At 54.7% G+C, this 22,653-nt stretch carries 19 protein-coding genes; 9 read left to right on the top strand and 10 right to left on the bottom strand.

Annotated elements, in window-relative coordinates; all coding sequences use genetic code 11:
* Positions 1–65: 65 nt before the first annotated feature.
* The 3 genes from GFS31_RS17415 to GFS31_RS17405 form a co-directional block, all read right to left on the bottom strand.
* Positions 66–1,070 carry an energy-coupling factor transporter transmembrane component T family protein gene (locus tag GFS31_RS17415; RefSeq protein ID WP_198806008.1) on the bottom strand — a complete coding sequence of 335 codons (1,005 nt, stop codon included), beginning with the start codon at positions 1,068–1,070 and terminating at the stop codon, positions 66–68.
* 188 nt (positions 1,071–1,258) lie between these two features.
* On the bottom strand, positions 1,259–2,668 hold the full coding sequence (locus GFS31_RS17410) for a cytochrome c biogenesis protein (protein ID WP_198806007.1): 1,410 nt from the start codon (positions 2,666–2,668) through the stop codon (positions 1,259–1,261).
* A gap of 596 nt (positions 2,669–3,264) precedes the next feature.
* A complete protein-coding gene (locus GFS31_RS17405; RefSeq protein WP_198806006.1) occupies positions 3,265–5,748 on the bottom strand; it encodes an NACHT domain-containing protein in 2,484 nt (827 codons plus the stop codon).
* Positions 5,749–6,792: 1,044 nt separating this feature from the next.
* On the opposite strand from GFS31_RS17405, the gene GFS31_RS17400 reads away from it, so the two are divergent.
* The 3 genes from GFS31_RS17400 to GFS31_RS17390 all read left to right on the top strand — a co-directional run bounded on the left by GFS31_RS17400 (position 6,793) and on the right by GFS31_RS17390 (position 8,495).
* On the top strand, positions 6,793–7,017 hold the full coding sequence (locus GFS31_RS17400; RefSeq protein WP_198806005.1) for a hypothetical protein: 225 nt from the start codon (positions 6,793–6,795) through the stop codon (positions 7,015–7,017).
* Between the two features lie 592 nt (positions 7,018–7,609).
* Positions 7,610–7,906 (top strand): hypothetical protein, encoded by a 297-nt coding sequence (locus tag GFS31_RS17395; RefSeq protein WP_198806004.1) that lies wholly within the window; start codon positions 7,610–7,612, stop codon positions 7,904–7,906.
* Positions 7,907–7,964: 58 nt separating this feature from the next.
* A complete protein-coding gene (locus GFS31_RS17390; protein ID WP_198806003.1) occupies positions 7,965–8,495 on the top strand; it encodes a hypothetical protein in 531 nt (176 codons plus the stop codon).
* Positions 8,496–8,632: 137 nt separating this feature from the next.
* On the opposite strand, the gene GFS31_RS17385 is transcribed toward GFS31_RS17390, so the two are convergent.
* The gene (locus tag GFS31_RS17385) at positions 8,633–9,376 is read right to left on the bottom strand and encodes a cytochrome c biogenesis protein CcdA (RefSeq protein WP_198806002.1); all 744 of its coding nucleotides are present in this window, start codon (positions 9,374–9,376) and stop codon (positions 8,633–8,635) included.
* 129 nt (positions 9,377–9,505) lie between these two features.
* Positions 9,506–11,407, bottom strand: coding sequence for a hypothetical protein (locus GFS31_RS17380; RefSeq protein WP_198806001.1), 1,902 nt, complete (start codon positions 11,405–11,407; stop codon positions 9,506–9,508).
* A 170-nt stretch (positions 11,408–11,577) separates the two neighbouring features.
* Between GFS31_RS17380 and GFS31_RS17375 the strand changes: the two genes are divergently transcribed.
* A complete protein-coding gene (locus GFS31_RS17375; RefSeq protein WP_198806000.1) occupies positions 11,578–12,324 on the top strand; it encodes an ATP-dependent Zn protease in 747 nt (248 codons plus the stop codon).
* A gap of 203 nt (positions 12,325–12,527) precedes the next feature.
* Here the strand turns inward: GFS31_RS17375 and cobM are convergent, their stop codons facing one another.
* From cobM to GFS31_RS17355, 4 genes are all read right to left on the bottom strand, one after another.
* The gene (gene cobM, locus GFS31_RS17370) at positions 12,528–13,367 is read right to left on the bottom strand and encodes a precorrin-4 C(11)-methyltransferase (RefSeq protein ID WP_198805999.1); all 840 of its coding nucleotides are present in this window, start codon (positions 13,365–13,367) and stop codon (positions 12,528–12,530) included.
* 860 nt (positions 13,368–14,227) lie between these two features.
* Entirely contained in the window at positions 14,228–15,922 is a 1,695-nt protein-coding gene (locus tag GFS31_RS17365; RefSeq protein WP_198805998.1) for a glycoside hydrolase family 3 N-terminal domain-containing protein, read from the bottom strand.
* Positions 15,923–15,942: 20 nt separating this feature from the next.
* Positions 15,943–16,413, bottom strand: a complete 471-nt coding sequence (gene rbfA, locus GFS31_RS17360) for a 30S ribosome-binding factor RbfA (protein ID WP_198805997.1) — start codon at positions 16,411–16,413, stop codon at positions 15,943–15,945.
* Between the two features lie 49 nt (positions 16,414–16,462).
* Positions 16,463–16,666 (bottom strand): DUF751 family protein, encoded by a 204-nt coding sequence (locus GFS31_RS17355; protein ID WP_198805996.1) that lies wholly within the window; start codon positions 16,664–16,666, stop codon positions 16,463–16,465.
* A 292-nt stretch (positions 16,667–16,958) separates the two neighbouring features.
* On the opposite strand from GFS31_RS17355, the gene hisIE reads away from it, so the two are divergent.
* The 4 genes from hisIE to GFS31_RS17335 all read left to right on the top strand — a co-directional run bounded on the left by hisIE (position 16,959) and on the right by GFS31_RS17335 (position 19,958).
* Positions 16,959–17,606, top strand: coding sequence for a bifunctional phosphoribosyl-AMP cyclohydrolase/phosphoribosyl-ATP diphosphatase HisIE (gene hisIE / locus GFS31_RS17350; RefSeq protein WP_198805995.1), 648 nt, complete (start codon positions 16,959–16,961; stop codon positions 17,604–17,606).
* Positions 17,607–17,737: 131 nt separating this feature from the next.
* Positions 17,738–17,938, top strand: a complete 201-nt coding sequence (locus GFS31_RS17345; RefSeq protein WP_225907482.1) for a hypothetical protein — start codon at positions 17,738–17,740, stop codon at positions 17,936–17,938.
* Positions 17,939–18,124: 186 nt separating this feature from the next.
* Positions 18,125–18,949 carry a Uma2 family endonuclease gene (locus GFS31_RS17340; protein ID WP_198805994.1) on the top strand — a complete coding sequence of 275 codons (825 nt, stop codon included), beginning with the start codon at positions 18,125–18,127 and terminating at the stop codon, positions 18,947–18,949.
* Between the two features lie 157 nt (positions 18,950–19,106).
* Positions 19,107–19,958, top strand: a complete 852-nt coding sequence (locus GFS31_RS17335) for a glycosyltransferase family 8 protein (RefSeq protein WP_198805993.1) — start codon at positions 19,107–19,109, stop codon at positions 19,956–19,958.
* A gap of 88 nt (positions 19,959–20,046) precedes the next feature.
* Here GFS31_RS17335 and glcD read toward each other — a convergent pair whose 3' ends face one another.
* Entirely contained in the window at positions 20,047–21,519 is a 1,473-nt protein-coding gene (glcD, locus tag GFS31_RS17330; protein ID WP_198805992.1) for a glycolate oxidase subunit GlcD, read from the bottom strand.
* An 857-nt stretch (positions 21,520–22,376) separates the two neighbouring features.
* On the opposite strand from glcD, the gene GFS31_RS17325 reads away from it, so the two are divergent.
* Entirely contained in the window at positions 22,377–22,559 is a 183-nt protein-coding gene (locus tag GFS31_RS17325) for a hypothetical protein (RefSeq protein ID WP_198805991.1), read from the top strand.
* Positions 22,560–22,653 lie beyond the last annotated feature (94 nt).

Genomic DNA, 22,653 nt, shown 5'->3' with positions numbered 1-22,653 from the left:
TTTCCCCGTCCAAGAGATTAGGCAAAAAAGCTAGAGTCTCTACGTCTAGGATTTCGATCAGGGGGTTAGACGGTGCTTTGTCCCCAGGATAGGCGGAGCCACCAGAGGACAACGAGCAGACCGAGGGCGAACCAATCCCAGCGGCGGAGGATGAGCTGATACCAGCGGACTTGGTGTTGGTCGGGGCTGGTAAAGCCACGGACTTCCATGGCAGCGGCGATTTGTTCGGCCCGCAGCAGCAGGTTTTCCAGCAGGCGTTCTACCACGGCCAGCCACACCTGGGCCGAGCCGCGTACCCCCAGCTTTTGCCAGTTGATGGCTCGCGTTTGCACCGAGCGCACCAGGTTTTGCACTTCTTCTAATACCAGCGGAATGAACCGCAGGGAGAGCGTTACCGTTAGGGCAATTTCTGTGACCGGGAGCCGGAACCAGCGCAGGGGCTTCATCAGGGCTTCTAGGGCCAGGGTGATTTCTTCGGGGGCGGTGGTGAGCAGGTAAAGGTTGGTGCCGTAGATCAGCGTAAATAATAGAGTGCCGACCCGAATGCCCAAATCCATTGAGCGGCGGGTAACGGTGATCGGCCCCCATTGAAACACCACGTAGCGATAGGCGGTGGGCTGGGGCAAAGCTGGGGCGGATTCTGTGGGGCTAGGCTGATCCCCAGACTGAGCCTCCACCTGGGATTCTGCTTCTGCCTGCGTGGGATTGCCCGATTCTGTCCCCGATGGCGGTGCCGATGGTGCCGGGTTGAGGACTTCCGGGGGCGGAGTGCGGTCGGGTTGGCTCACCTCAAGGCCGTCGGGCATGACAAAGGTGAGCAGCATGACGGCCAAACTCAACAGCGCCAGCCAGCCCAACTGTTGCCGCCACACGCGATAGGGAATGCGGGCGGAAAGGGTTAACACCAGCAGTAACCCCACCAAAGCAAAGCGCCACTGGGCATTAGCCAAAATGGGCGTTACCAAAATGCTCATCAGCCAAACCATCTTGACCCTCGGATCCAACCGATGCAGCCAGGTGACGGGCTGTTCTAAATAAAGACCGATGGGCAGAGAACGCAGGAGATCCATAGAGCCGTCGCTAGGGTGAGAGCGGAAACAGGGATGACATTAATAATCAGAACAACCGCCATTGTAGGTTAGGCATCTTGCCTGACGGGATTAGCCCTCACCCCCAGCCCCTCTCCCAGGGAGGAGAGGGGAGCCGGAAGTTTTGTAAAGGCGTTCTTCCAGGTAGGGAGAGGGGAGCCGGAAGTTTCTCAAAGTCCCTCTCCCGCCTTGGGAGAGGGATTTAGGGTGAGGGCTTCCAGGGTGAGCGGGGCTTCCGGGGTGGGCAGGGTTTCGAGCAGGGTGAGTAGTTCGCGCTCGAAGGCGACCTGGGCGCGGTTGGTGCGACCTCCCACGTACAGAATGCCATCCTGGGCCAAGGCCCACACCTGGGAGTGGGACACGTAGCTCATCATCACGCCCAGCATCAACAGCCCAAAGCCTGCATAGACTAGGGGAATGCCGGGGTCGGCTTTGATTTGTAGTCCGGTGCTGCCGATCACATCCACCAGCCGCAGGGTGACGCCGTTGACTGTGGTGGCCATGCCGGAGCGCAGGGTGGCGGCAAGTTGGCCGTCGTTGTCGTAGATCAGCGCCGTGCCTTGCAGGTCGCGGGCTAACAACGTAACGCCAGCACTGAGGTCGGGTTGGGTGGGCACCCAGGTTCCCCAGAATCGGGGGCCGTCGGTGTCTAAAAGTTTCATCGGCAGTTGTAGGACGGGGCTTTGGTTGAGCTGAATTTGCACCGCCGCAATGCCCCAATCGGCCTGGTAAAGGGTGACGCCTCGGTAGCGCAGGGGTTCGTTGACGTGGATGGTTTTGCGGTCTAGTTCCGTCCCCGCCGCATCCACCACCGAGAGGTCGGAATAGAACTGGTCGATGTTGCCGTCGGGGGTGTAGTCGATCCAAAAGCGGTTGACCCGAACCGCCCAATCGGTGGGAATTTGCGCCCTAGCCCATGGCCCCGCATCAAAAATGTTTTGGATCCGAAAGGTGTCGCCGCTGGGCACGATCTCCTGGGCAAAAAATCCGGTCATGGCACCTAAGATGGCCCCCAGCAAAATCAAAATCATGCTGGCGTGGACGATGATCGGCCCAATCCGCCCCACGATGCCCTTGCGTCCGTAGAGGGAAGTACCCTCCTGGAACACTCGGTAGCGGCGTTTGCTGAGATGGCTGGACAGCGTGGCCAAATCCGCATCGGTGAGGGTGGTGCTGAGGGCCAGCTTTTGGAACTGGCGGGGCTGGGTGTAGTATTTCCAACCTTGGGCGGCCCCTAGGGCGGGCAGTTGGCGAGTAAAGGTGCAGGCGGTGAGGCTGGCCCCAAAGACGATCAGCAGCGCCAAAAACCACCAAGTGCGATAGACATGGTCTAGCCCGATGGTCAAAATCACCTTCCAACTGAGGAAGCCGAACAGGGCCGGATCCTCTGGGTAGTTGGTTTGGTAAAAGTCTAGGGTTTGGCCCTGCTCTAGCACCGTACCCGAAATACTGAACAGGGCAATGGCCAGCAGCAACAGAATCGCCAGCCGCAAATCCGCTAGCAGGGGCAGCAAATCCTGCTTGAAATACTGCCGAACCCCGTGCCACAACCCCGTGGGGGAAGCCTCAGAAGATGTCATACAACCCTATGCCCACATCACGCCTATCTATCATAGACAACGATCTGAGCCTAGCCGTACTGTCCTTGAGGTCGTCGTTTATGATGCCCTGGTCAATAATTTGGGGCTGAATTAAGGAATAATCGTGTTCGCTAGCATTGAGGGGGGCTTCAGCTTTATGCCCCAGCACTGGTCGTATGTGGGATAAAGAGCTCTGTCGAACTGGATGTTGGTGGCTTTTTCGTGAAATATTTTTCGTGAAATACTTGCGGGACGGCTTTGGCTTACGAATACCCCAGTTCTGCCAAACGCAACCACAAGGCTAACCTTAGCCGAGCCAATCGCCCCCGCCGATGCCGACAACAGCCATCCGCCCAAGCTAAACCAAGCTTGCGGTGGCAATCCACCTCATCCGCCGCCAGCAGCCAATCCGTCCACGGTAATAGATCCATGTAGAACCACCCTTGACCTAGTGATGGGGAAATTATAGACCTACTCGGAAGTAAACGGAAATAGCCGGAAATTAAAAAACATTAAGGCAAGAGCTGATTGTCTTCAGTCGCACCGAACAACCCTAGCTTCAGTCCCCGGATCCGAGTGCCCCCTGTTTCCGTAGACTACACCTTGGATGAGTTCTCGTTTACGAGTTCTTCTGTGGGAATCGGCAAAAATAGAGACTCTAGCAAGGTTTCCCTCACGCTAAAGGGGCAGCGAGCATCGCCCAGGATGGCTTCCGTTAGCAGCCCAGCCAAGTAAATATAATCATCTACTGCTGCTTCATCCTCTGGTGTCACCGGATGGCCATACCCTTCATTGAGGTGTCCCTGCAATTCCTTCTGTAGTTTTTTGGCCCAGGTTGCCCAATCCTGCTCTGAGCTAGTCTCTTCTGGAAAATCCTTCAACAATACCTGTAATCCGTCGGATAACTCAGATAATCCCGCTTCATCACAAAGATCAATTAAATCAACAAAGACATTTCTGAGTTGCGCCTGAAAATTTTGATAAATTGGGTCAAACTTACCTAAGAACTCAAGATCAACGGTCTTGCCTAGCGCCCTATCCATAGCCAGCTTATAAATGACGGCTAAACGGCTTACTAAGCGGATTCGGGGTGTAGTCTTCGTGATGCGATTATGCTTTTGATTAAAGCTGCGTAGATTTTCAGCCAATCGCTGGGCACGAATGCGATCAATCGCGGGGTTGGCCACAAAGTGCATTGGCGTTTCTAGGTCAAAGGTAGCAATGCAGGCTCGCCAAGCTGCGGTAGGCACCTCAGCCTCACGGGTGACGGCCTCTAACCAGGTCAGCCATTCTTGCACTGTGGGATGCTTTTTCACAAGTGCCTGCATTTTCTGGTGAATAAAGGTCAATAATGATTCTGCATCGCGCTGACGATCAATCAGCATAATCACCACTGACTTGAAACGCCGCTCTAGAAGATATTTTTCAAGGAATTGCTGAATCGCGTCCGTATTTTGCCCGTACTGGGAAAAAATATAGAGAAATGCAAAAAACTCCTGAAATGAGCGATGAGAAAAGGCGTAATTCTCCTTAGAAACTCGCACTAGTAAACCGTGCTCGGCTTCCAAGGCATGGAGAATAGTCATCGTATCTTGCTCCAAGGTGGCGTCTGTAACGCCTGGTATATTTTCAATGAAATGCCTAGTTTCCTCCTCTAGATCCCAACGCTGCCAGAAAGGGCGATCTTCAATCATACTAATATAGGCAATTTCTGCAAATAAATCCTTGCGGTGTTGCCGAGATAGTTTTTTCTCAAAATCAGGATCACGCCTAATCCGTCGAGCCGAGTCCCACTTTCGGATATAGAGTTCAACCGCATCCTCGATCAATTCGGCTTGATCACGAGGAAATTCGTAGCCATCTTCATAGAGCTGACATAACAAGGTTAGCAAAAGAGGATTACGAGCCACATCAGAGATAACGGCATTAGATTCCAATTCTTGAATAAAAATCCTCGCGACTTCTTTTTCCTTAGACTCATAAAACCACTTTTTCACAAAGCCATAGATCTGAGCTTGGCTCCAATCAGCGATTTCTACTTCAGTAAAGGTTTCCGGCACTGAATGATCGGAGCCAAATCGGCAGGTGACAACATAATGATTTTCAGGATAGGTTTTTGCTAAATGACTAATCTTATCTTCTACCTGGTGAACATATTGGTTAGGTACTTCATCTAACCCATCGAGGGCGATAAAGAATCGTCCTTCCACAAAATAATGCTCTATCGCTTCTCGTGACAGGGTATGTGTACACTTACGAAGCAGACGTTTCATATACTTTTCAATCGTCTCGATGAGAAGATCGCCTTCGCCTGATGCAATCTCCTTAGCATACTCAGCCAATGAAATAAAGACAGGAATCGTCTCTGTCAAAAAAGTGCTATCACAAACTAGATCCTTGAGTAATGTCGTCTTGCCAGAGCCTGCACGACCCCAGATCATGACCTTAGATGACTCATCTAAAACATCTTTAGCAGCCAAAATTTGATAGTGGCTCTCTAGTTTACCCTCCATTTCTTGAAGAAGCTGACTAATCGTCTTTTTCTTGCGAATCCTTAAATCCTTAGACAGAGCGGCATTAATATACAGGCTGTCCAAAGACTTTGCCTTATTCATATAGGGAATCCGAACAAATCCATGTTGTCGCCTCACCTGATTCTGATAGTCGGGAAGCCAATCTTCTAGCGACGGGATACAAGCATCTGTCCTGACTTCCTTGGTTCTCATAACGCCAGAAAAATCAGGTGAATACGCTCTTGCCTGCTCTGCTCTCTCTTTAGAAAGAGTGCCATCCAGGATGTCTTGATAACTTCTACCTAGCATTAGGCGGCAGAGATAGTTGAGATTCACTAAGCTCAGCCTAGGCTGATTAGTACTATTAAAGAACTGGCGAATAGTTCGATCTGAAATTAAATCTTTTTGGCTGTGGGGCTTACCTTTCTTGCTGGCCTGCCATGCATCCGGAAATTTTTGGTTCAAAGCATCAACCAAAGCGGTAGGAGACTGACCGTATCGCTTGTTATAGATATCCCCAAGCCGTTGGTACACCAGTTCGTCAACTTCAACGGAGGTTCGTGCCATAGATTTTGCCTTTGATATCACTAGTCTGTCGAATATGGTTTGGGCGAACTACATTTGTTACATGAACTCTTTCTCGCTCATCTAGGATGTTTCTTTCAGGACTGTCACCTACGCGAAAGCAAATTTACAGATAGTAGATGCCATGTATGAATCTTGCCCTTGTCTAAAATAAATGGTTATCTCTGTGCCAGATCGCACGCTTTTTTATTTTCTCTATATTTCTTTATTTTTTATCTTTAATTCCGTTTATTTCAGGACATTTCTTTTGACGCTAATCCTTGTCGTTATGTTGTCTTTAATACAGATTAGCGCATTTGCCAGAATTTGACATGGGCTATTTTAGCCTGACGTTTTGTTAAAGCTATGGGCTGGATGGGGTTAATGCCAATCGGCTATGAGTATGAACACACCTGGGGTTGCAAAGACTCATCAGTCAAGACTTTCAGGATTTTAGGGGCTACCTAGTCTCGCAATGTTTTGGCATAAGCCTAAGATCGAAGGCAAGAATGACCGTAAATTTCCGTATTTTAAAGCGTTTTCTGCCGGATAAGAAACCTGACACTGATGGATTAGCTTAGTAATAATGGAAGACAGATAACCCATAGCAAGAGGATAGGCATCTCACCATGCTAACTCAATTTATCCAATCACCTCTAGAAGATGAGCATAACACATACGTTTCTCAGTCTACAAAGGAGCGCTTCATGGTCGTTGCAATTCTCGCCACTGGTATGGCATTGAACGTTTTGTTTATTGCCATGGCCTGCTATCTCACGGAGATTCCTATTTCTTGGTAGAAGGCACATACGACTGTCTCAGTAATATGAACCCATAAGAGCCAGATTAATCAGTTAGTCTGGCTCTACAGTTTAAGAGGATATGTTGAAATTTATCTGGCAATAAAAAGAAATAAAGTCTGATAGTGTCTTATCCCCGTATAGGAACAGAGATGAGATGTTAACGTGTTGGTAGCGAACGATATTTAGAGTTAATCATTCACGCGCAATAAATGAGTCAGACATCTTAACTATCAGGAGAAAAATCATGTTGTTTGCACTTTTCCCTACCCCTAAACCCGAAGACAACAATCTGTTTGATGTGGTAGTGCCTGGAGAAGGGGCTTACTTCATCGAACAAGTTGATCAAATCTACTGGCTGAGTTATCGCGGTGCTCGCTGGCGGGGTATTCCTTCCGCTCAGCGCATCTTTACGCCAATGGAGGAGGTTATTATCCATGGTCGTAAGGGAACTAAGCTGATTTTTTCTTAGCTCGTCAGCTAACAAGCCTTGAGGTTTCTTTGAACTGAACTCCATGATGATGCGGCTGTGTATCTACCCCAAATTCTTACGATTGTGGCGAACTAATCCGATGAGGTCTCAGCTATGGCGTGCCCCTTCTATCTCCATTGCAATCTTCCTACCCCCTTAGACGATTGGGATATTGTCTTGGCCGTGATGGACTCGGCCTCTTGCCTGCTGGAGATAGCCTGTACGTATCGATGGGAGGGTCTATTAACCATCCCAACCTTGAATGAGGCGGTGCAGCGTTGGACAGAAAGTCAAGATGGGGGTGGTTCTAGCCTGGAGAAGGGGGCAATACAAGGGCTATATCTCAAGGAGTAAGCACCCTAGCAACCTTAGTCAGCTTATTTCTTGATAACGGAAAAGCTTAAAATCAGTATATAAATATACATAATCCAGGTAAGTCAGGATAGTATGAAGGTCTGGCCCCATAGGGTGGAAGTCTCAGGAAGTTATGGGATATGCTGGGCACCAGTATGATTAGGTCATCCTGCTGGCAAGGCTCTGTTGATCCCCTTGGGTGTTCCTGGCTAGGAATAGTACTTTAAGGTTTGTGGATATGTCATCTGAATCTGCTTCAGTGTCTAAGGATGGGTCGCTACTCCTTCAACCCGAAGAACGTGAAGACATTGTTGTCCGTATGCCTAAGGATGTGATTGCGGAGTTGGCTAAACTGGCGGATCAGCTTAATGTCGATGCCACGACGGCGCTTCGGTACGCTATTTCAACCACGGCCTATCTCTACAGTGAGCGGGCCGATGGGTCTTCTTTGCTGTTAGAACGAGATAAGAAGCGCTACGAAGTCGAGTGGTTGACTCCCAGGGAATTTGCCAGACAGTTTTCCAAAAATCATTAGTGCTGCTGCTTGCATCTGGCCTATCAATGCTTTCTGAAGTCGCTCAAGTCTGAAGCTAATGCCGTCTGAAGCCGATTCGCCACTAGAGCTTGAGTCAGACCTTTCCCCTGAGGAGCAGGCTCTCAGTATCGACGAAGTGGTTCGCCAGTCCGCTGAGAATGCTTCTGTCGCTGCACAAACCGATGAGCAGGCCGCGAATGAGCCCCTTGCGCCTCTACTCAACAGTGCCACTAGCTCCGCCCCAGAAAGTCCTGATGGACGTGAGGTTATCAGAACCCAGCTATCTAAAGCGGACAGACAGGAACAGACCCGATCCCGGCTAGCGCTGGGCATTGCTATCGGTATTGGTGTTTTGATGTATTTGATTCTGGGACTGGACTTTTTGAACAGATGGCGTCTGTACCAAACCCTTGATGATCTGATGGTTCAAGGGGAACCTAGACCGGAAACGGTGGATAAGCTGTTAGAACTTAAGAAAGAACAGGCCCAAGCCTCTCATGCTTTGATGACGCTGCTGATAACGGCTAACTTTAGCGCTCTAGGCACGGCTCTCGGGTTCTATTTCGGCAGCAGCAACCGCGATGGCTGACAAAAATGGCTTTGCAAGGTTTGGCAAAAGCTCAATATTAGGTTGACACTGTAGCGACGTAGTAGCAGAAACTGGCTACCGCCGCCAAAGATCCCTATAGCTGGGGGTATTAGGTTCGTAGGGTAGGCACTGCCCACCTACACCAAGCTCGACGGTACCAGGCGATTCAGCAACGAAAAGACGCCGAAGACGAGGAGCAGAACACCGCTGGCGGGGGTGATCCAGCTTGACCATTGGCGTAGGGAGAGCAGCCGTTTGACCGTGGAGGTGAAGGTGCCCGCCAACACTAGGGGCGTGACATAGCCCAGGGCGTAGGCCAGCAGAAAGGCGCTGCCCAGGAGGGGATTTTGGGTGGCGGAAATCCAGGCGAGGAGCGTTGCCAAAACGGGGGTGCTGCATGGAGAGGCCACAATGCCAAAGGTCAGCCCCAGGGCGTAGGCTTTCAGCCAGGGGGGCAGGTTCCACTGGCTGGCGTCCAGATTGCCGAGGCTGGGCAGGGTGAGGGGTAAGACTCCCAGCAAATTGAGGCCCATCACAATGGCAACGGCGCTGACCACAATGGGCAAGCCAATGGCTACCTGGCCGTAGACATAGCCAAACAGCCCCGCCACCAGGCCCAAAATCGCCAAAGTGGTCGCCAGTCCTAGCGCAAAACCGAGGGAGCGCAGGACGGATTCTTGGCGGGTGTCGCTGTCGTAGCCGCCCATGTAGCCCACCATAATCGGCAGCATGGAGAGCAAGCAGGGGGACAAACTGGTGAGCAACCCCGCTACGGCGACCACCGTTAAGCTAAGGGGCGAAACGTGGGTAAGCTGGGCATTCACCAACTGGTTGGCCCACTGGCTGAGGTCGTACAGATAAAGCTGAAGGCTCTCGAACATTCTGGGGGCAGGCGCAAAGACAGCGATCCCCATTGTAGCGATCTGGCTGGGGTGTCCTCTAGCAATTTCTGCCTCGGCCTCTCTGAACGCATTCTGCCCAGCCCGTCAGGGTATCTAGCGAGGCTGGCGCTAACTGAGGTTGCCCCAGTCCTCCTCACTAAAGTCGGAGATGTCGTCCTCGGTGGTGGGTGGCCTATCCGTTTGGTTGAGGAGGTTATTGAGTTCGTTCAAATCCACTCCGGCCCGCTGGGCGAGGACTTCGAGGTTAAAAATATCCTCTTCATCCTCCTGGTCTGGGGTTTCGTCGTTGGGGATGACCGAGAGAGCAAGGTCGTCTAGGTTGAAGTCAGCATCGAAATCTAAGGCGGCTTCGTCCTCGTGGAGGGGCGTCTCCAGGGCTGCTAGGTCAGCACCGCCATCAGCGCCACTGTCAGCGCCATCAAACTCCGATAGGTCAGATAAATCTGAGGTGTTAAAGGCCGCCGCATCGAGGGTGTCAAAGGCCACGGCGTCGGGGTCAGCGTCACCCAATTCTAAATCTAGATCGGTATCTACCACGCCTGCGCCTTCCCAGGGGGGCTCTCCTAGGCCGAAGTCATCTTCGTCAGTGTCTTCACGAGCCGCTGTCCCTGCCTCATCCTGGCTCCAGTCTTCTTCTGTTATGGCTTCCTCCTCCACCTCCCAGCGGTTGGCACTGGCCTGGGCGGCGGTGGCTTCTGGTGGAACAGCGGCGTCGGCGAACTGGGCGGGTTCTCCTAGGGTGGGCGGGGCGTCTTCGGCCAAGGTGGCGGCCTGGAAGGCATCGAAGTCGGGAAATGGATCGGCCTCAAAGCCTTCGTCCTCTAGGGATTCTGCCTGAATGGCGGCGTCCTCGAAGGGATCTAAGGTGGCAATCAATCCGGCTTCAAAATCCTGGGCGCGTTGGCCAAAATCGGCCTGGAACTGCTCTAGTTTTTCCGCTAGTTGTAGGTCATATTCGGCCCGCAGTTCGGCTTCAATCTCCTGACGCAGGGCGGTTTCTAGGGCAGCGGCATCTACCTCTCCTGCCTCGTTGCCACCCTTTGCCCCATGGAGGCGAGCCTCATACTCTTCGGTAAGGGCCTGAAGGCGTTCCGTGAGTTCGTCTTGGTGGCGGGCCACCGCAGCCGCCAAGCGCTGGTTGTACTCAGCCTGAAAGCGGGCTTCTAGATCGGCAGTGGCGGGCAATTCCGCAATTTGGGGTGGCTCCTCAGCGGGCTGGTTGGCCTGGGCCATTTGCAGGCGGGCAGCAAATTCCTGCTCCATCTGGGCAATGCGTTGGGACATCTCGTCTTGATATTGCTCGATGCGCTCTGCCAGCCGCCGATCATAGCTGCTGCGCAGTTCCGCCTCTAGGGTGGCCAGTTGTTCCTGCACTTGGGTTTCGTCTACCCATCCCGTGGCTAACCCCGCACCACCGATCTGGGCCATCGCTTCCTGTTCTGTGAGGGCGGCGGCAAGGCGGGCCTCAGCCTCGTCTTGGGCGCGGGCAATGGCTTCGGCAAGGCGCTGGTCATACTCCTGCTGCTGGGCTTCGCGCTCGTTGGCCAGGGTTTCGCGCAGGTGTTGTTCGTAGGCGTGCTGGATTTTCTGAGCTGCTTCCTTGAGCCTTGCCTCGTATTGTTGCCGCAGACGGACTTCGTATTCGCTGGCAGGGGCCGTCTCCCAACCCTCACCAGGGTCGGCATTGGGGTTGGGTGGTTCGCCCCCCGGCATCAAATTCTGGCGGGCTTCATACTCTGCTTCTAACTGTTGACGCTGGGCTTCGTACTGGCGCTGATAATGCTCGATGTTGTCTGCCAGTTGGGCGGCATAGTCCTGCTGAAGCTGGGCCGTGGCGGCACGTAGACGGGTGTCATGCTCTTGCTGCAAGCGGCTTTCCCGCTCCTGACTTGCCTTGAGGGTCGCCGCTAGTTTGGCCACCTGACCTTGGCGCAGATAAAAGCCTATGACCCCACCCAACAGCAGGCTGATCAGCAGCCCAATCACTATGCCTTGCATTGCCTGCGGCATGTCGCCTCTCCCAAATCAACCGATCCCAGGCCCAACCCGTCGGAGCCTACCTGGGGAATACTAGGGCCTAGAGAGCGTTTGTCGGCACCCCTAAACTTGACGATAATGATATACGCTGCGCCCAGTTTGCGCGCCTCAATCTTCCTAGAACTCTAGCCAGCCCTAACCCCATGCGCGATACCACCCTCAACGCCATTGCCGTCGTCATTTTTGGCATGACCATGGCCAGTTTGCTTGGCCCCCTCATCCACCTGTCACCCGCCTTGGTGGCCGGGGTAGCCGCAACGGGGTTGGGGATCTTCACGGTCGATCAGCTCAATCTTCAGGGGCGCATTGGCAACCTGATTACCGACGCCCTAGCCTGGTTTTCGCCCGAACATCGGCAGCGGGTGATTCACCACGAAGCGGGGCATTTGTTAACGGCGCTGCTCCTAGACATTCCCGTCCAAGACTACACCCTCACCACCTGGGAAGCTTGGCGGCGCGGGCTACCGGGGCAGGGCGGCGTTATCTTTGGGCTGGGCGATGACATGGAACATCCGCTGAAGGACGATCTGAGCCACCCATCCAGCGCCGATCAACCCCGTGACCAACCGCCCATCCCCCTCACCCCGCAATGGCTCGACCGCTATAGCCAGGTATGGATGGCAGGGCTGGCGGCAGAGCAAATGATCTACGGCGATGCCCTGGGCGGCGATGGCGACGTGCAGGCCCTACGGCAGCTTTGGCGAGGGCTGGGCAAGTCTGACCTAGAGACCACCATCAAGCAGCGCTGGGCCACCCTCCAGGCCAAAACCCTGCTCGAAACCCACCGAGACACCTTTGATGCCCTCGTCAACGCTATGACTGAACGGGCCTCTGTGGCCGCTTGTCGAGACCTAGTGCAGCAAGCCCGCCCCACCGTCGCCGAATCCTAAAGGCCAAGTCTTCAAGGCAAAATCTTCGCGGACTGAATCCTCGCTGACTGCATCCTGGTCGATCCGATCTTGGCGGCCTGAATCCTCGCTGACCCTATCTTCCCAACCTGAATCCTTGCCGCCTGAATCTTCGCGAACTGAAGCCTCGCGGACTCAGTTCCCGCACGGCCGCATTCTAGGGATACACCTAGGCGGGAGCGAGGTTATCCGTTTGCCTCACCCTGGGGCCGGGGGCGGAACAGATGGGTGTGGTCGGGGCTGTAGAGACGGGATCGAACTTGGCCACCCCGCAGGGCAGGGCTAATCAGGTATAGGGTAGTGCGAATCAGATCGTGCTCGTGGGTGGCAGTGGCCATCTCAGACAGGGGCACCAGCCAAATTTGCTCATCGGGCCAGCCTAGGCGGAAGCAGATCGCCACCGGAGTATCGGCCTCATAGTGCTGCATCAGTTGTTCCTGGGCGGCTTCCACATGGCGGGCGCTGAGGTACAAACACAGGCTGGTTTTGTGGGCGGCCATGCTGGCGAGGTCTTCGCTGGCGGGCACCTGGGTGCGACCACTGATGCGAGTCAAAATGATGGACTGTACTAGCCCCGGAATCGTGAGTTCGGCGTTGAGCTTGGCCGCTGCGGCCTGGTAGGCACTAATTCCGGGCACTACCTCAAAGGGCACCTCCGCCTCGGTCAGGGCCTGGATTTGCTCGTGGATGGCGCTATAGAGACTCGGATCGCCGGACTGAATGCGCACCACAGACTGCCCTGCCCGCACCCGCTCAATCATCAGCGGCAAAATGCTTTCTAGGGTGAGATTGGCGGTGCCCAGCCGTTCAGCGTCGGGTCTGGCCCAGTCTAAAATTTGGGTCGGAACTAGGGAATTGGCATAGAGGATGACATCGGCCTGACTGATAATGCGCTGGGCTTTGATGGTCAGCAATTCAGGATCGCCAGGGCCAGCACCCACCAAATAAACAGCGGGCACAAGGGCCTGTCCCGGCACCGACAACGGTGCGGATTGAACTCTAACGGCAAGGGGCGAACTAGGCATCAGCAGCGGGCCAAATTTTACACAGCAGTCTGGATCATATCGAGTTTGCCCCAAAGCTTGATGAACTTCAGCAAAACTCCCGGAATGGCCCGCCAACCCAAGAAGATTAGAACGGTAGATGCACCCTGATTCAGACCTCCTGGCCCCAGCGGCGAGGAGGTTTTTCATGGGGGAGATATTTTCATCGCAGGGCTGGCCCTAGGCCAAAAGCCTGGGTAGCCGTGGCCTACACCCCAGACCCAGCCAGAAACGCAGACTGTGCCTCATCCAAGCTTGAATCTACGCCTCAGCGATGGGGCACGCTTCAGAGTCCTTCATGGCTGGGTGGCCAAGGGCTTAGCTCCAGACTTGGCTATCTGGCGTTAGGCGCGGTTGTCCTCTTGCGCTATCACCACTCCGCTCTGGCTGAGTTGGTAGCCTACTCGATCCGTCGGAAAACAATCGCGGCTTCCCCGTTTACAGTCCAATGCAGCTATCCGAGCACCATTTTGGGCTGGAGTTATTGCTACATGAATCAGGGGAGGGGGAACCGGAGGGAGAGTGTAAAACATCGTTAACTCCTTGAAGACGACCCTGGTACAAAATGCCGACTGTTCACCAAGAATATGGAGGGAAAAGCAGGAAAAATGCCTAATTATGGCCTAAATTGCTTTCCAGGCCTCACAATCAGGCAGACTCAATCTGCTCAGCCTTGGGATAACCCGAAGCATGAAGCTTTATGAAGCTCAATGCTTCCTCTAGGGTAGCTATATTCTATCCTGCCCCTCAGATTTACGAGTCTTTTTAGTGGGCTTTAGTCAGCACAAATACGGTTGTAAAAGTTCTGTTTTTCGCCAGAGATAGGATAAGTCACCCTCGACCTAATCCGTGAAAGCGGAGATCTGCGGTCTGGCACCGGGGGCATTAGGCACCCCCAACCCCAGGGGTGTGAGCAACCCAGCTTGGGCCGCGATCATTTGGCCATAGCTGAACCCGTAGGGCGTGTCTGGACTGGCCGGAATGGCGTTATCTGCGGACGGGCGGGCGGCTGAGTTCAGATAGTGCGTTTTGAGGTAATCCAGGGCGTAGGGACTGCCGTAAATGACCAGCCCATTAAGATATTGCGCCTGTAAGAGGGCCTCAATCCAAGCTTGAATCAGAGGAGACACTGTCGCCGAACCCCGGAAGGGATTACCCCGCAGAAAGATTTGCATCAACGTTGGGCGCAGGCTATCGACCTGGGGCCAGCGCTGGCAGCCCTGGTGATCGACAAGCTGAAGCTGGTAGTGGGCCTGGGCAGGCAGGGCAATGGCGGGGGCGGTGCGGTTCAAAAACGGACAATCCACCACGCTATCCACCAGGATCAGATTGTCGCCAGGATGCTGAGGGTCGCAGGATGGCACCTGACCCGCCACGGTCATAGAATGGGCCAGAATATCGGCCACGAGACGCTGGGATTCTGGCCGCAGAAAGGGATCGAGCTGAATGGGCGGGGGCGGAATGTGCTCCCAGGCGTGGCAAGATTCTGGCGGCACCGACAGCCTGGAGGCCACCCGCTGCTTGGCCCGCCACAGGCGTTCTACGGACTCGGCGATGCGCTCGGGGGGAATGCGCCCAGTGGTGACGGCCTCGACAACGGCCTTGATGCAGCCTTCGGGATCCTGGGGCATCAGCAAAATATCCGCCCCGGCTTCCACCGCCAGCACCGCCGCTTCGTAGGGGCCGTAGGTGCGGGCAATGGCTCCCATAACCAGCGCATCGGTGACAATCAGCCCCGTAAAGCCCATTTTTTCCCGTAGCAACCCCGTCAAGGTGCGGTCAGACAGGGTGGCGGGATATTGCAGATCCAGGGCCGGAATCATCAGGTGGGCGGTCATCACCGTATCTACCCCAGCCTCAATCAACGCTTGGAAGGGCGGCAATTCTACCTGCTGAAGCCGTTGGCTATCGTGGGGCAAAATCGGCAATTCCAGGTGAGAATCCACCGCCGTATCACCGTGGCCAGGGAAATGCTTGGCGGTGGTGAGAGCACCCTGACGCTGGGCACCGCGCACAAAGGCCGTGGTCAGAGCGGCGACGATTTCCGGGGTATCCCCAAAGGCCCGCACGTTGATCACGGGGTTTTCAGGGTTGTTGTTGACGTCGGCCACCGGAGCCAGCACCCAGTTTAGGCCAATGGCCAGGGCTTCTTCGGCGGTGACGGCACCCATCGCTTCGGCGTAGGCTTCGGCCTGGGGTAAGTCTCGCTTAGCGATTTCCGCCAGGGCCATGGGGGGCGGAAACCAGGTGGCTCCACTGAACCGCTGACCCACGCCTTCCTCGATGTCCGCCGCAATGAGCAGGGGCACCGAGGCCAGGGTTTGCAACTCCTGGGTTTTGAGGCCCACTTCGGCGGCACTGCCCCCCAGCAAAATCACCCCGCCCACGCCGAGGTCGGCAATGTAGTGGTGCAAGGTGGCTCGGTCGGCTTCCCAGGCGGGGTAGCGAATTTCGTGGTCAAACAAATGGCCGGAGGTACGCACCACCACCATCTGCGCTACCTGTTCCTCCAGGGACAGCGCATCGGGGGAGGGCATGATGGCACTGGGGGCCGTCCTCACGCCAGATCGTCCTCGGCGTCCTCGGCACTGGGAATAGCCTCATCGAGGGGGGCTTCATCGGATTCGTCCTCTTCCCCCGCCTCAAACCAGGCGTCATCCATGCCCTTTTCCTCCCGCTCCTGGCTGAGCTGGTTGATCAGGGACAGCACCCGCGTGCCCCGCTCCATGGAGGTGTCTTCTTTGAACAAAATTTCTGGGGTGCGCCGCAGCCGGATGCGCTGGCCCAGTTCGCTCCGCACAAAGCCCGTGGCCGCCTTCAGCCCTTCCATGGTTTCGGCGCGGGCTTCCTCGGTGCCATAGATGCTGACAAACACCTTGGCGTGCTGCAAATCCCCCGACACATCCACATCGGTAACGCTGACCATGCCAGCGCCCACCCGGTCGTCCTTAATGTCGCCCATCAGCATGTGGCTGACTTCGCGCTTAATCAACGACGCCACCCGCTCCACTCGACGATTATTGGCCATCGCCCCGTTCTCCAACGTGCTAAACAATCTTCTCGACGGGGTTTACCCCCTAGGCGGCACCCAAGCCCAGCATGGCCCGCAGGGTAAAGGTGAGGAACAAGAACCCCGCCACCACGGCCCCCACCAACGCCACCGCCGTGGTCGGACGCTGGAACAATGGCACGAGCGGCTGCACGGCATTGTAGAGAATCCCCAAGGAAAAGGAGATCAGGTAGCGCGGATAGCGAAAAACGTTCTCAAAAAACTCTTTCATGGCGGCGTTTTAACAGGGGCAGGTGAGGGCCACAGGATACCGTTATCCAAGCTTTGCCCGCATTCCATCCTAACCCAAGCGCCCTATGGTTCTGGGTTCCTCTCCCAAAAAGTTATTTCCCGACTCCCGACTCCCGACTCTCGACTCTCGGCATTGGTGCATTGCTTCGCGAATGCACCCTACGTGCCCGACTCCCGATTCTCGACTCCCGACTCCCGATTCCCGACTCCCAACTCCCCCACCGTACTAAAGTGGATCAGTAACTTCCAGTCACCCCGCTCACCCCTGTACCATGGCTTCTTCTCCGTCGTCCCTGTCCAACGCTGTGCCCATCGATCAAATTCGCTACAACGATCAGGGCTTGGTGCCTGCCATTGTGCAAGACCATTTGGACGGCACGGTATTGATGATGGCCTGGATGAATGCGGAATCGCTGCAAAAAACCCTGGAAACGGGCGAAACCTGGTTCTGGAGCCGTTCGCGGCAGGAATTTTGGCACAAAGGGGCCACCTCTGGCCATGTGCAGCGGGTGCAGTCTATCCGCTACGACTGCGACAGCGATGCTCTCTTGGTGACGGTGGATCAAGTCGGCGATGTAGCCTGCCACACGGGGGAACGGAGTTGCTTCCACCAGGTTGGTGAGGGCAAGGTGGCTCCTCCGGCGGATATGCTGTCCCAGGTGTTTGGCGTCGTGTGTGATCGGCGGGACAACCCCAACCCCGATTCCTACACCTGCAAACTGCTGGCCGGGGGCGACAACAAAATCCTCAAGAAAATTGGCGAAGAAGCCGCCGAAGTGGTGATGGCCTGCAAAGACGACGACCCCACCGCCATCGCTGGAGAAGTGGCCGACCTGTTCTACCACACCCTCGTCGCCCTCGCCCACCACGGGGTAGATATCAAAGACGTGTACCGCAAACTCCAAGAGCGGCGGCGATAGCACCCAAACGACAGTGATCAATGTGACAGACCGTTAAGCTTCGTTGCACAGCCTAGGGGTGGTGCAGCGCCTATGTTAACTTCGTTAGCGTTGCCTTTGTTTTGATGTTCCGTAACAACGAGGTTGTTCCCGTGGCCCTGTCAGAAAAAGCTCCCGTGCTGACCGAAACCCGCGAAGACTTTTCCGAGTACGTTGCCCATCTGCAACTGCACATGGCGCTTCAGGCCCGCAATTTGGTGCCCTCTCTCTCCAGCAGCAGCGACAGCCGCCACAACCTGCTGCACCAAACCCAAGCCGACATTGAAAAGCTCGTCTCTCGCCAAGGTTTCTAGGCCAAGCCTGTCAAAACCCTGGAAACTCCGCAGCTTATCCACAGCGGAAGCTCACGCGAAACGTCTCAAGCAAGCCCAAGAAATTTCAACAGCCGTTGTTTTCTGACAGCGGCTGTTTGTCGTAGTGGTAGCCTTTCGTAGTAATGGTGTATTATTAGCGAAATCCGTCCCCCACGGTCAAGGCCCATGGTGATTGCTGGTTCCCCATCGGCGCTATCGCTGCCGGATCACACGCAACTGCCGGAAACCGACGGCACCTTTGTGAAAAACTTTCAGGAACATCCCCAAAGCGTGTTGCTGACCGATTCCATTCGTCCCGCGTTAGAATCGCTGCATCCCGATGGCCAGTATGCCATTGGCCAAGATAGCGGCATTTATTGGCGCTTGACCGATCCCCCAGAGCGCGGGGCCGAAGCGCCGGACTGGTTCTATGTGCCCCATGTGCCGCCCCTGCTGGAGGGCAAAACCCGCCGATCCTACGTGCTGTGGAAGGAAATTGTTGCGCCGCTGCTGGTGATCGAGTTTGTCTCTGGCGATGGCTCCGAAGAACGCGATGCCACCTCACCCCTGGCCGACCCCACCGCCAAAGCAGGCAAATTCTGGGTCTACGAGCAGGCCATTCGCGTCCCCTTCTACGCCATCTATGAGGTGGAAAAGGCGGCGGTGGAGGTTTACGAATTGGTCGGTAGCCATTACCAGCCCTGCCCCCCCAACGAGCGCGGCCACTACGCCATTCCGCCCATGGGAGTGGAACTGGGCATTTGGCAAGGATCCTACCTCAACCAAACGCTCCCTTGGCTGCGCTGGTGGGATGATCAGGGCAACCTACTGCTCAGCGGCGACGAACGGGCCACCCTGGAGCAGCAGCGGGCCAATTTTGAACGAGAGCGGGCAGAACAAGAACGAGAACGCGCCAATTTTGAACGGGAACGGGCCGAGCAAGAGCGGGAGCGGGCTGAACGTTTGGCTGAGCGCTTGCGGCAATTAGGTCTAGATCCTGATGTTCTGTGACAACTGGACTAGCGGCGCGATGATCGGCTAAGGGAATCATCAACCTGGTATCATCGCTGGGTGCTGGGTGTGGATGTCTGTTTTCCATGGCGTCCCTCCGGTTTGGCGCTGGATTAGGTTCCTGCGCTGGCTCACCATATAACGGCCAGGATAGTTCATGATTTACGATATCGCTTTTGCCCTGAATCAAGGAATTGTGGTGGCGCTACTCACCGCCATGAACTCCGTGGTGAGCAACACAGCCACTCCAGAAAATCTACGATTTAACATTACCGTTCCACCGGATGAAGTGGACTTTTTTAAGGAAAAAATCTCCACTGTTTTTCCAGATCCAAAATTTGCATGGCGGGTGTATCCCTTCACGCCACCCAAGTTTATGGCAGACTACATCCATGCCAAGTATGAGCCCATGACGCCGACTCGGCGGGTGTCGCGCTATATGCAGTATGCCCGGATGTTTCTCAAAGACATTTTCCCCGACGTCAGCAAGGTGCTGTACCTAGATGCCGATGTGGTGGTGATTGGCGATGTGGCCACGCTATTTGAAACGGTGCAATTTAGCCCCGAACGCTACTTTGCGGCAGTGCCCCACTTTTATCCAGCGATTTTTCAGTTTGGCAATCCCTTCAAAGCCCTGCGGGAAATGTTGGCCTTCAAGCAATCCTTTAATAGCGGTGTTTTATTTACCGATTACACCTACTGGAACGACGCCACAGACCGCATCTTTCACTACTACTTAGACTGGGATGCCTCCTGTAAGTATGGGATGCTAAATCGCGGCGATGAAACGCTGCTGAATGTGATGTTTAAGGACTACATTCAGCTTGACCGCAGTTGGAACCGCTGCGGCTACGGCAATATGCAGGTTGTGGCAAAGGCGCTGAAAAAACCCCTCGACCAAATTAACGTCATCCACTGGAGCGGTGGCCACCACAAGCCCTGGAAAAACCCCGCCATCGTCTATGGCGACATTTGGCAAAAATATGCCCCAGCGGTGGACTTAGGGTAATTCTGACCCTCAGATCATCCTCACCCCAGGTAATCCCCACCTCAAATCATCCCCATCTCAGATGACCTCTAGCTCAGGTCATCCCCGCCTAAAACCGTTCCACATCCGCAAACGCCGCGCCTTGGTGACGAGCCGCTTCGCCACAGGTGCGGGGGGTGGGCAGCAGTTTGGTGGGGTTGGCCAAACCGCTGGGGTTAAAGGCTTGGCGCACCCAGGCCATGGTGTCTAGGTCAGTTTCGGAGAACATATCGGGCATATAGCAGCGTTTGTCGGCCCCAATGCCGTGTTCGCCGGAGATGCTGCCCCCCACTTTGATGCAGAGTTTGAGGATGTCGCCCCCCAGTTCCTCTACCTGTTCGAGTTGTCCAGGAATCGAGTTGTTGTAGAGAATCAGCGGGTGCAGGTTGCCGTCTCCAGCGTGGAACACATTGGCCACCCGATAGCCGTGGTGGGCACCAAGGGCTTCGATTTCCTTCAGCACGTAGGGCAGTTGGGTGCGAGGAATAACGCCATCCTGCACGTAGTAGTCGGGGCTGAGTTTGCCCATGGCAGCGAAGGCGGCTTTGCGGCCCTTCCACAGGCGCAGGCGTTCTTCGGGGTCGGTGGCGATGGTGATACTGCGGGCACCGTTTTGGCGGCACAGTTGGTCGATGCGCTCCCCGGTAGCCTTCACTTCGGCGGGAAGGCCGTCGATTTCGATGAGCAAAATCGCTGCTGCGTCCCTGGGATAGCAGTTTGTCGCCACCACATCCTCCACAGCGTTGAGGCTGAAGTTATCCATCATCTCCATCCCGGCGGGGATAATCCCGGCGCTGGTAATGGCCGAAACAGCCTCCCCTGCGGCTTCCACGGAGGTAAAGTCCGCTAGGAGAACCTGGATCGATTCCGGCGCTTTGAGAATCCGCAGCGTAATTTCTGTGGCGATGCCCAGGGTGCCCTCGGAACCAACGAACACCCCAGTCAGGTCATACCCCGGCGTTTCGGCCACCGGGCTACCCAAATCCACAATGTCGCCCTTGGGTGTCACCACCTTCAGCCCCAGAACGTGGTTGGTGGTCACGCCATACTTGAGGCAGTGGACACCGCCGGAGTTTTCCGCCACATTCCCCCCTACCGAACACACCGACTGGCTGGAGGGATCTGGTGCGTAGTAAAACCCCGCCCCACTCACCGCCTGCGTCACCCAGTTGTTCACCACTCCGGGCTGCACCACCACCCGCTGATTTTCGAGGTCAACCTCCAAAATATTTCGCATGGTGGCCATGACAATGAGGACAGAATCCTCGATGGGCAGCGCCCCGCCCGACAGGCCCGTTCCCGCCCCCCGCGCCACAAAGGGCACCTGAAACTGGTCGCAAATTTTCACCGCCGCCGCCACTTCCTCGGTGGAATTGGGCAGCACCACCACCGCCGGACGCTGGCGATAGCTGGTGAGACCGTCACATTCATAGACCAGCAGTTCCTCCTTGCGTCGCACCACCTTATCCGGCCCCAGGGCAGCGGTAAACGCCTCCAGAATGGGAGCCCACGAACGGGTAACAGGGGATGGCATGACGGTCATAGGGCAGCATATAGATGAACTGTGCTGATCCTAGCAAGGCTGGCTCGCATTCAGGCAGCGGCGCAACGACTCAGGATTGAAAAAATCCAGGGTGGCCCATCGCAATTCTTGGTCAATAGGGCCAACTGTCACTAAATTAGGCAGGGGGTCGCCCATCATCCACGATGAGTCTTAACTGGTTGACTAACAAAGGATTCTGCATCGGGCGCGAAAACCGCGCCCCTACAGCATTGGGTTCATGTAGGGGGCAGGTCTCCTGACCCTTTGACGAATGCGGGTTTTAGCAAGTTTTGTCAGTGAATCAGGGATCTTAAGCCGATGAAGGGCTACTGGGAATTGATCCGGCAGCGCATCAGATAAGTTCAGAATATGAACAAGGATGAGTATTTATACTAATCATTCAACACTGGAAATGAGCATTTATGCTGATAAAACAGGCTCAATAAATTGAGTATTTGTGCATAAATACTCACCCTGAAAGATGAGTATTTATACGCTTCAAGCTTTTGATTAATACTAGGTTTTTTCTCTTTCCTTCATCTCAGCATTGCAAGACCGATAGAAAAATGAGTATTTATGCCGATCATCCTTATCTGAGAGGGGTAGATCACAAAGTTTACATTGCTTAAATTAATCTTTCCTTGGCGACAGAATTTTCCCGCCGATCTAGGCTATATCACGGTTGCAAAGGCTTTTTAGTCGGTTCTTGGGCTCCTCAAAGCCCCAGCCTGCCTTGTCTCGATACATTCCATTAAATTACTTAATAAAAATCCCATGAAGGAGATGATAGGATTTTCGTAATTAAGCCATAAGCTTTTCTTCATTATTGCTAGTCGTTGTTTCTGGAGTGTGTAGCTATGTCTGACAACTTTGTTGCCATCAAGCCCGATACCCGCAACCACAAGGGGTTCTTTGTCCAGGATGGAGACTACAATCTGGTGAGTATTGATGCCTCTGGATGGGCCTTGATCTGCGTAGATGACGCCGTTTGTCACTACGTTGATCCTGACAATCTGCTCATCTCCCAGGAACAGGACTAAACTAGCCTTGCTGAGCCTCTGATCTAGGTCGGCTAGGCATTAATTCTCTGAGAATAAATACTTATTTCTTTGAGGGTTTGTCCCGTCGATTGTG

The organism is Leptolyngbya sp. BL0902, from assembly GCF_016403105.1.
GTDB lineage: Bacteria > Cyanobacteriota > Cyanobacteriia > Phormidesmidales > Phormidesmidaceae > Nodosilinea.
Note: the sequence above shows the minus strand (reverse complement) of the source record. Positions and strands in the feature narration are given on the sequence as shown.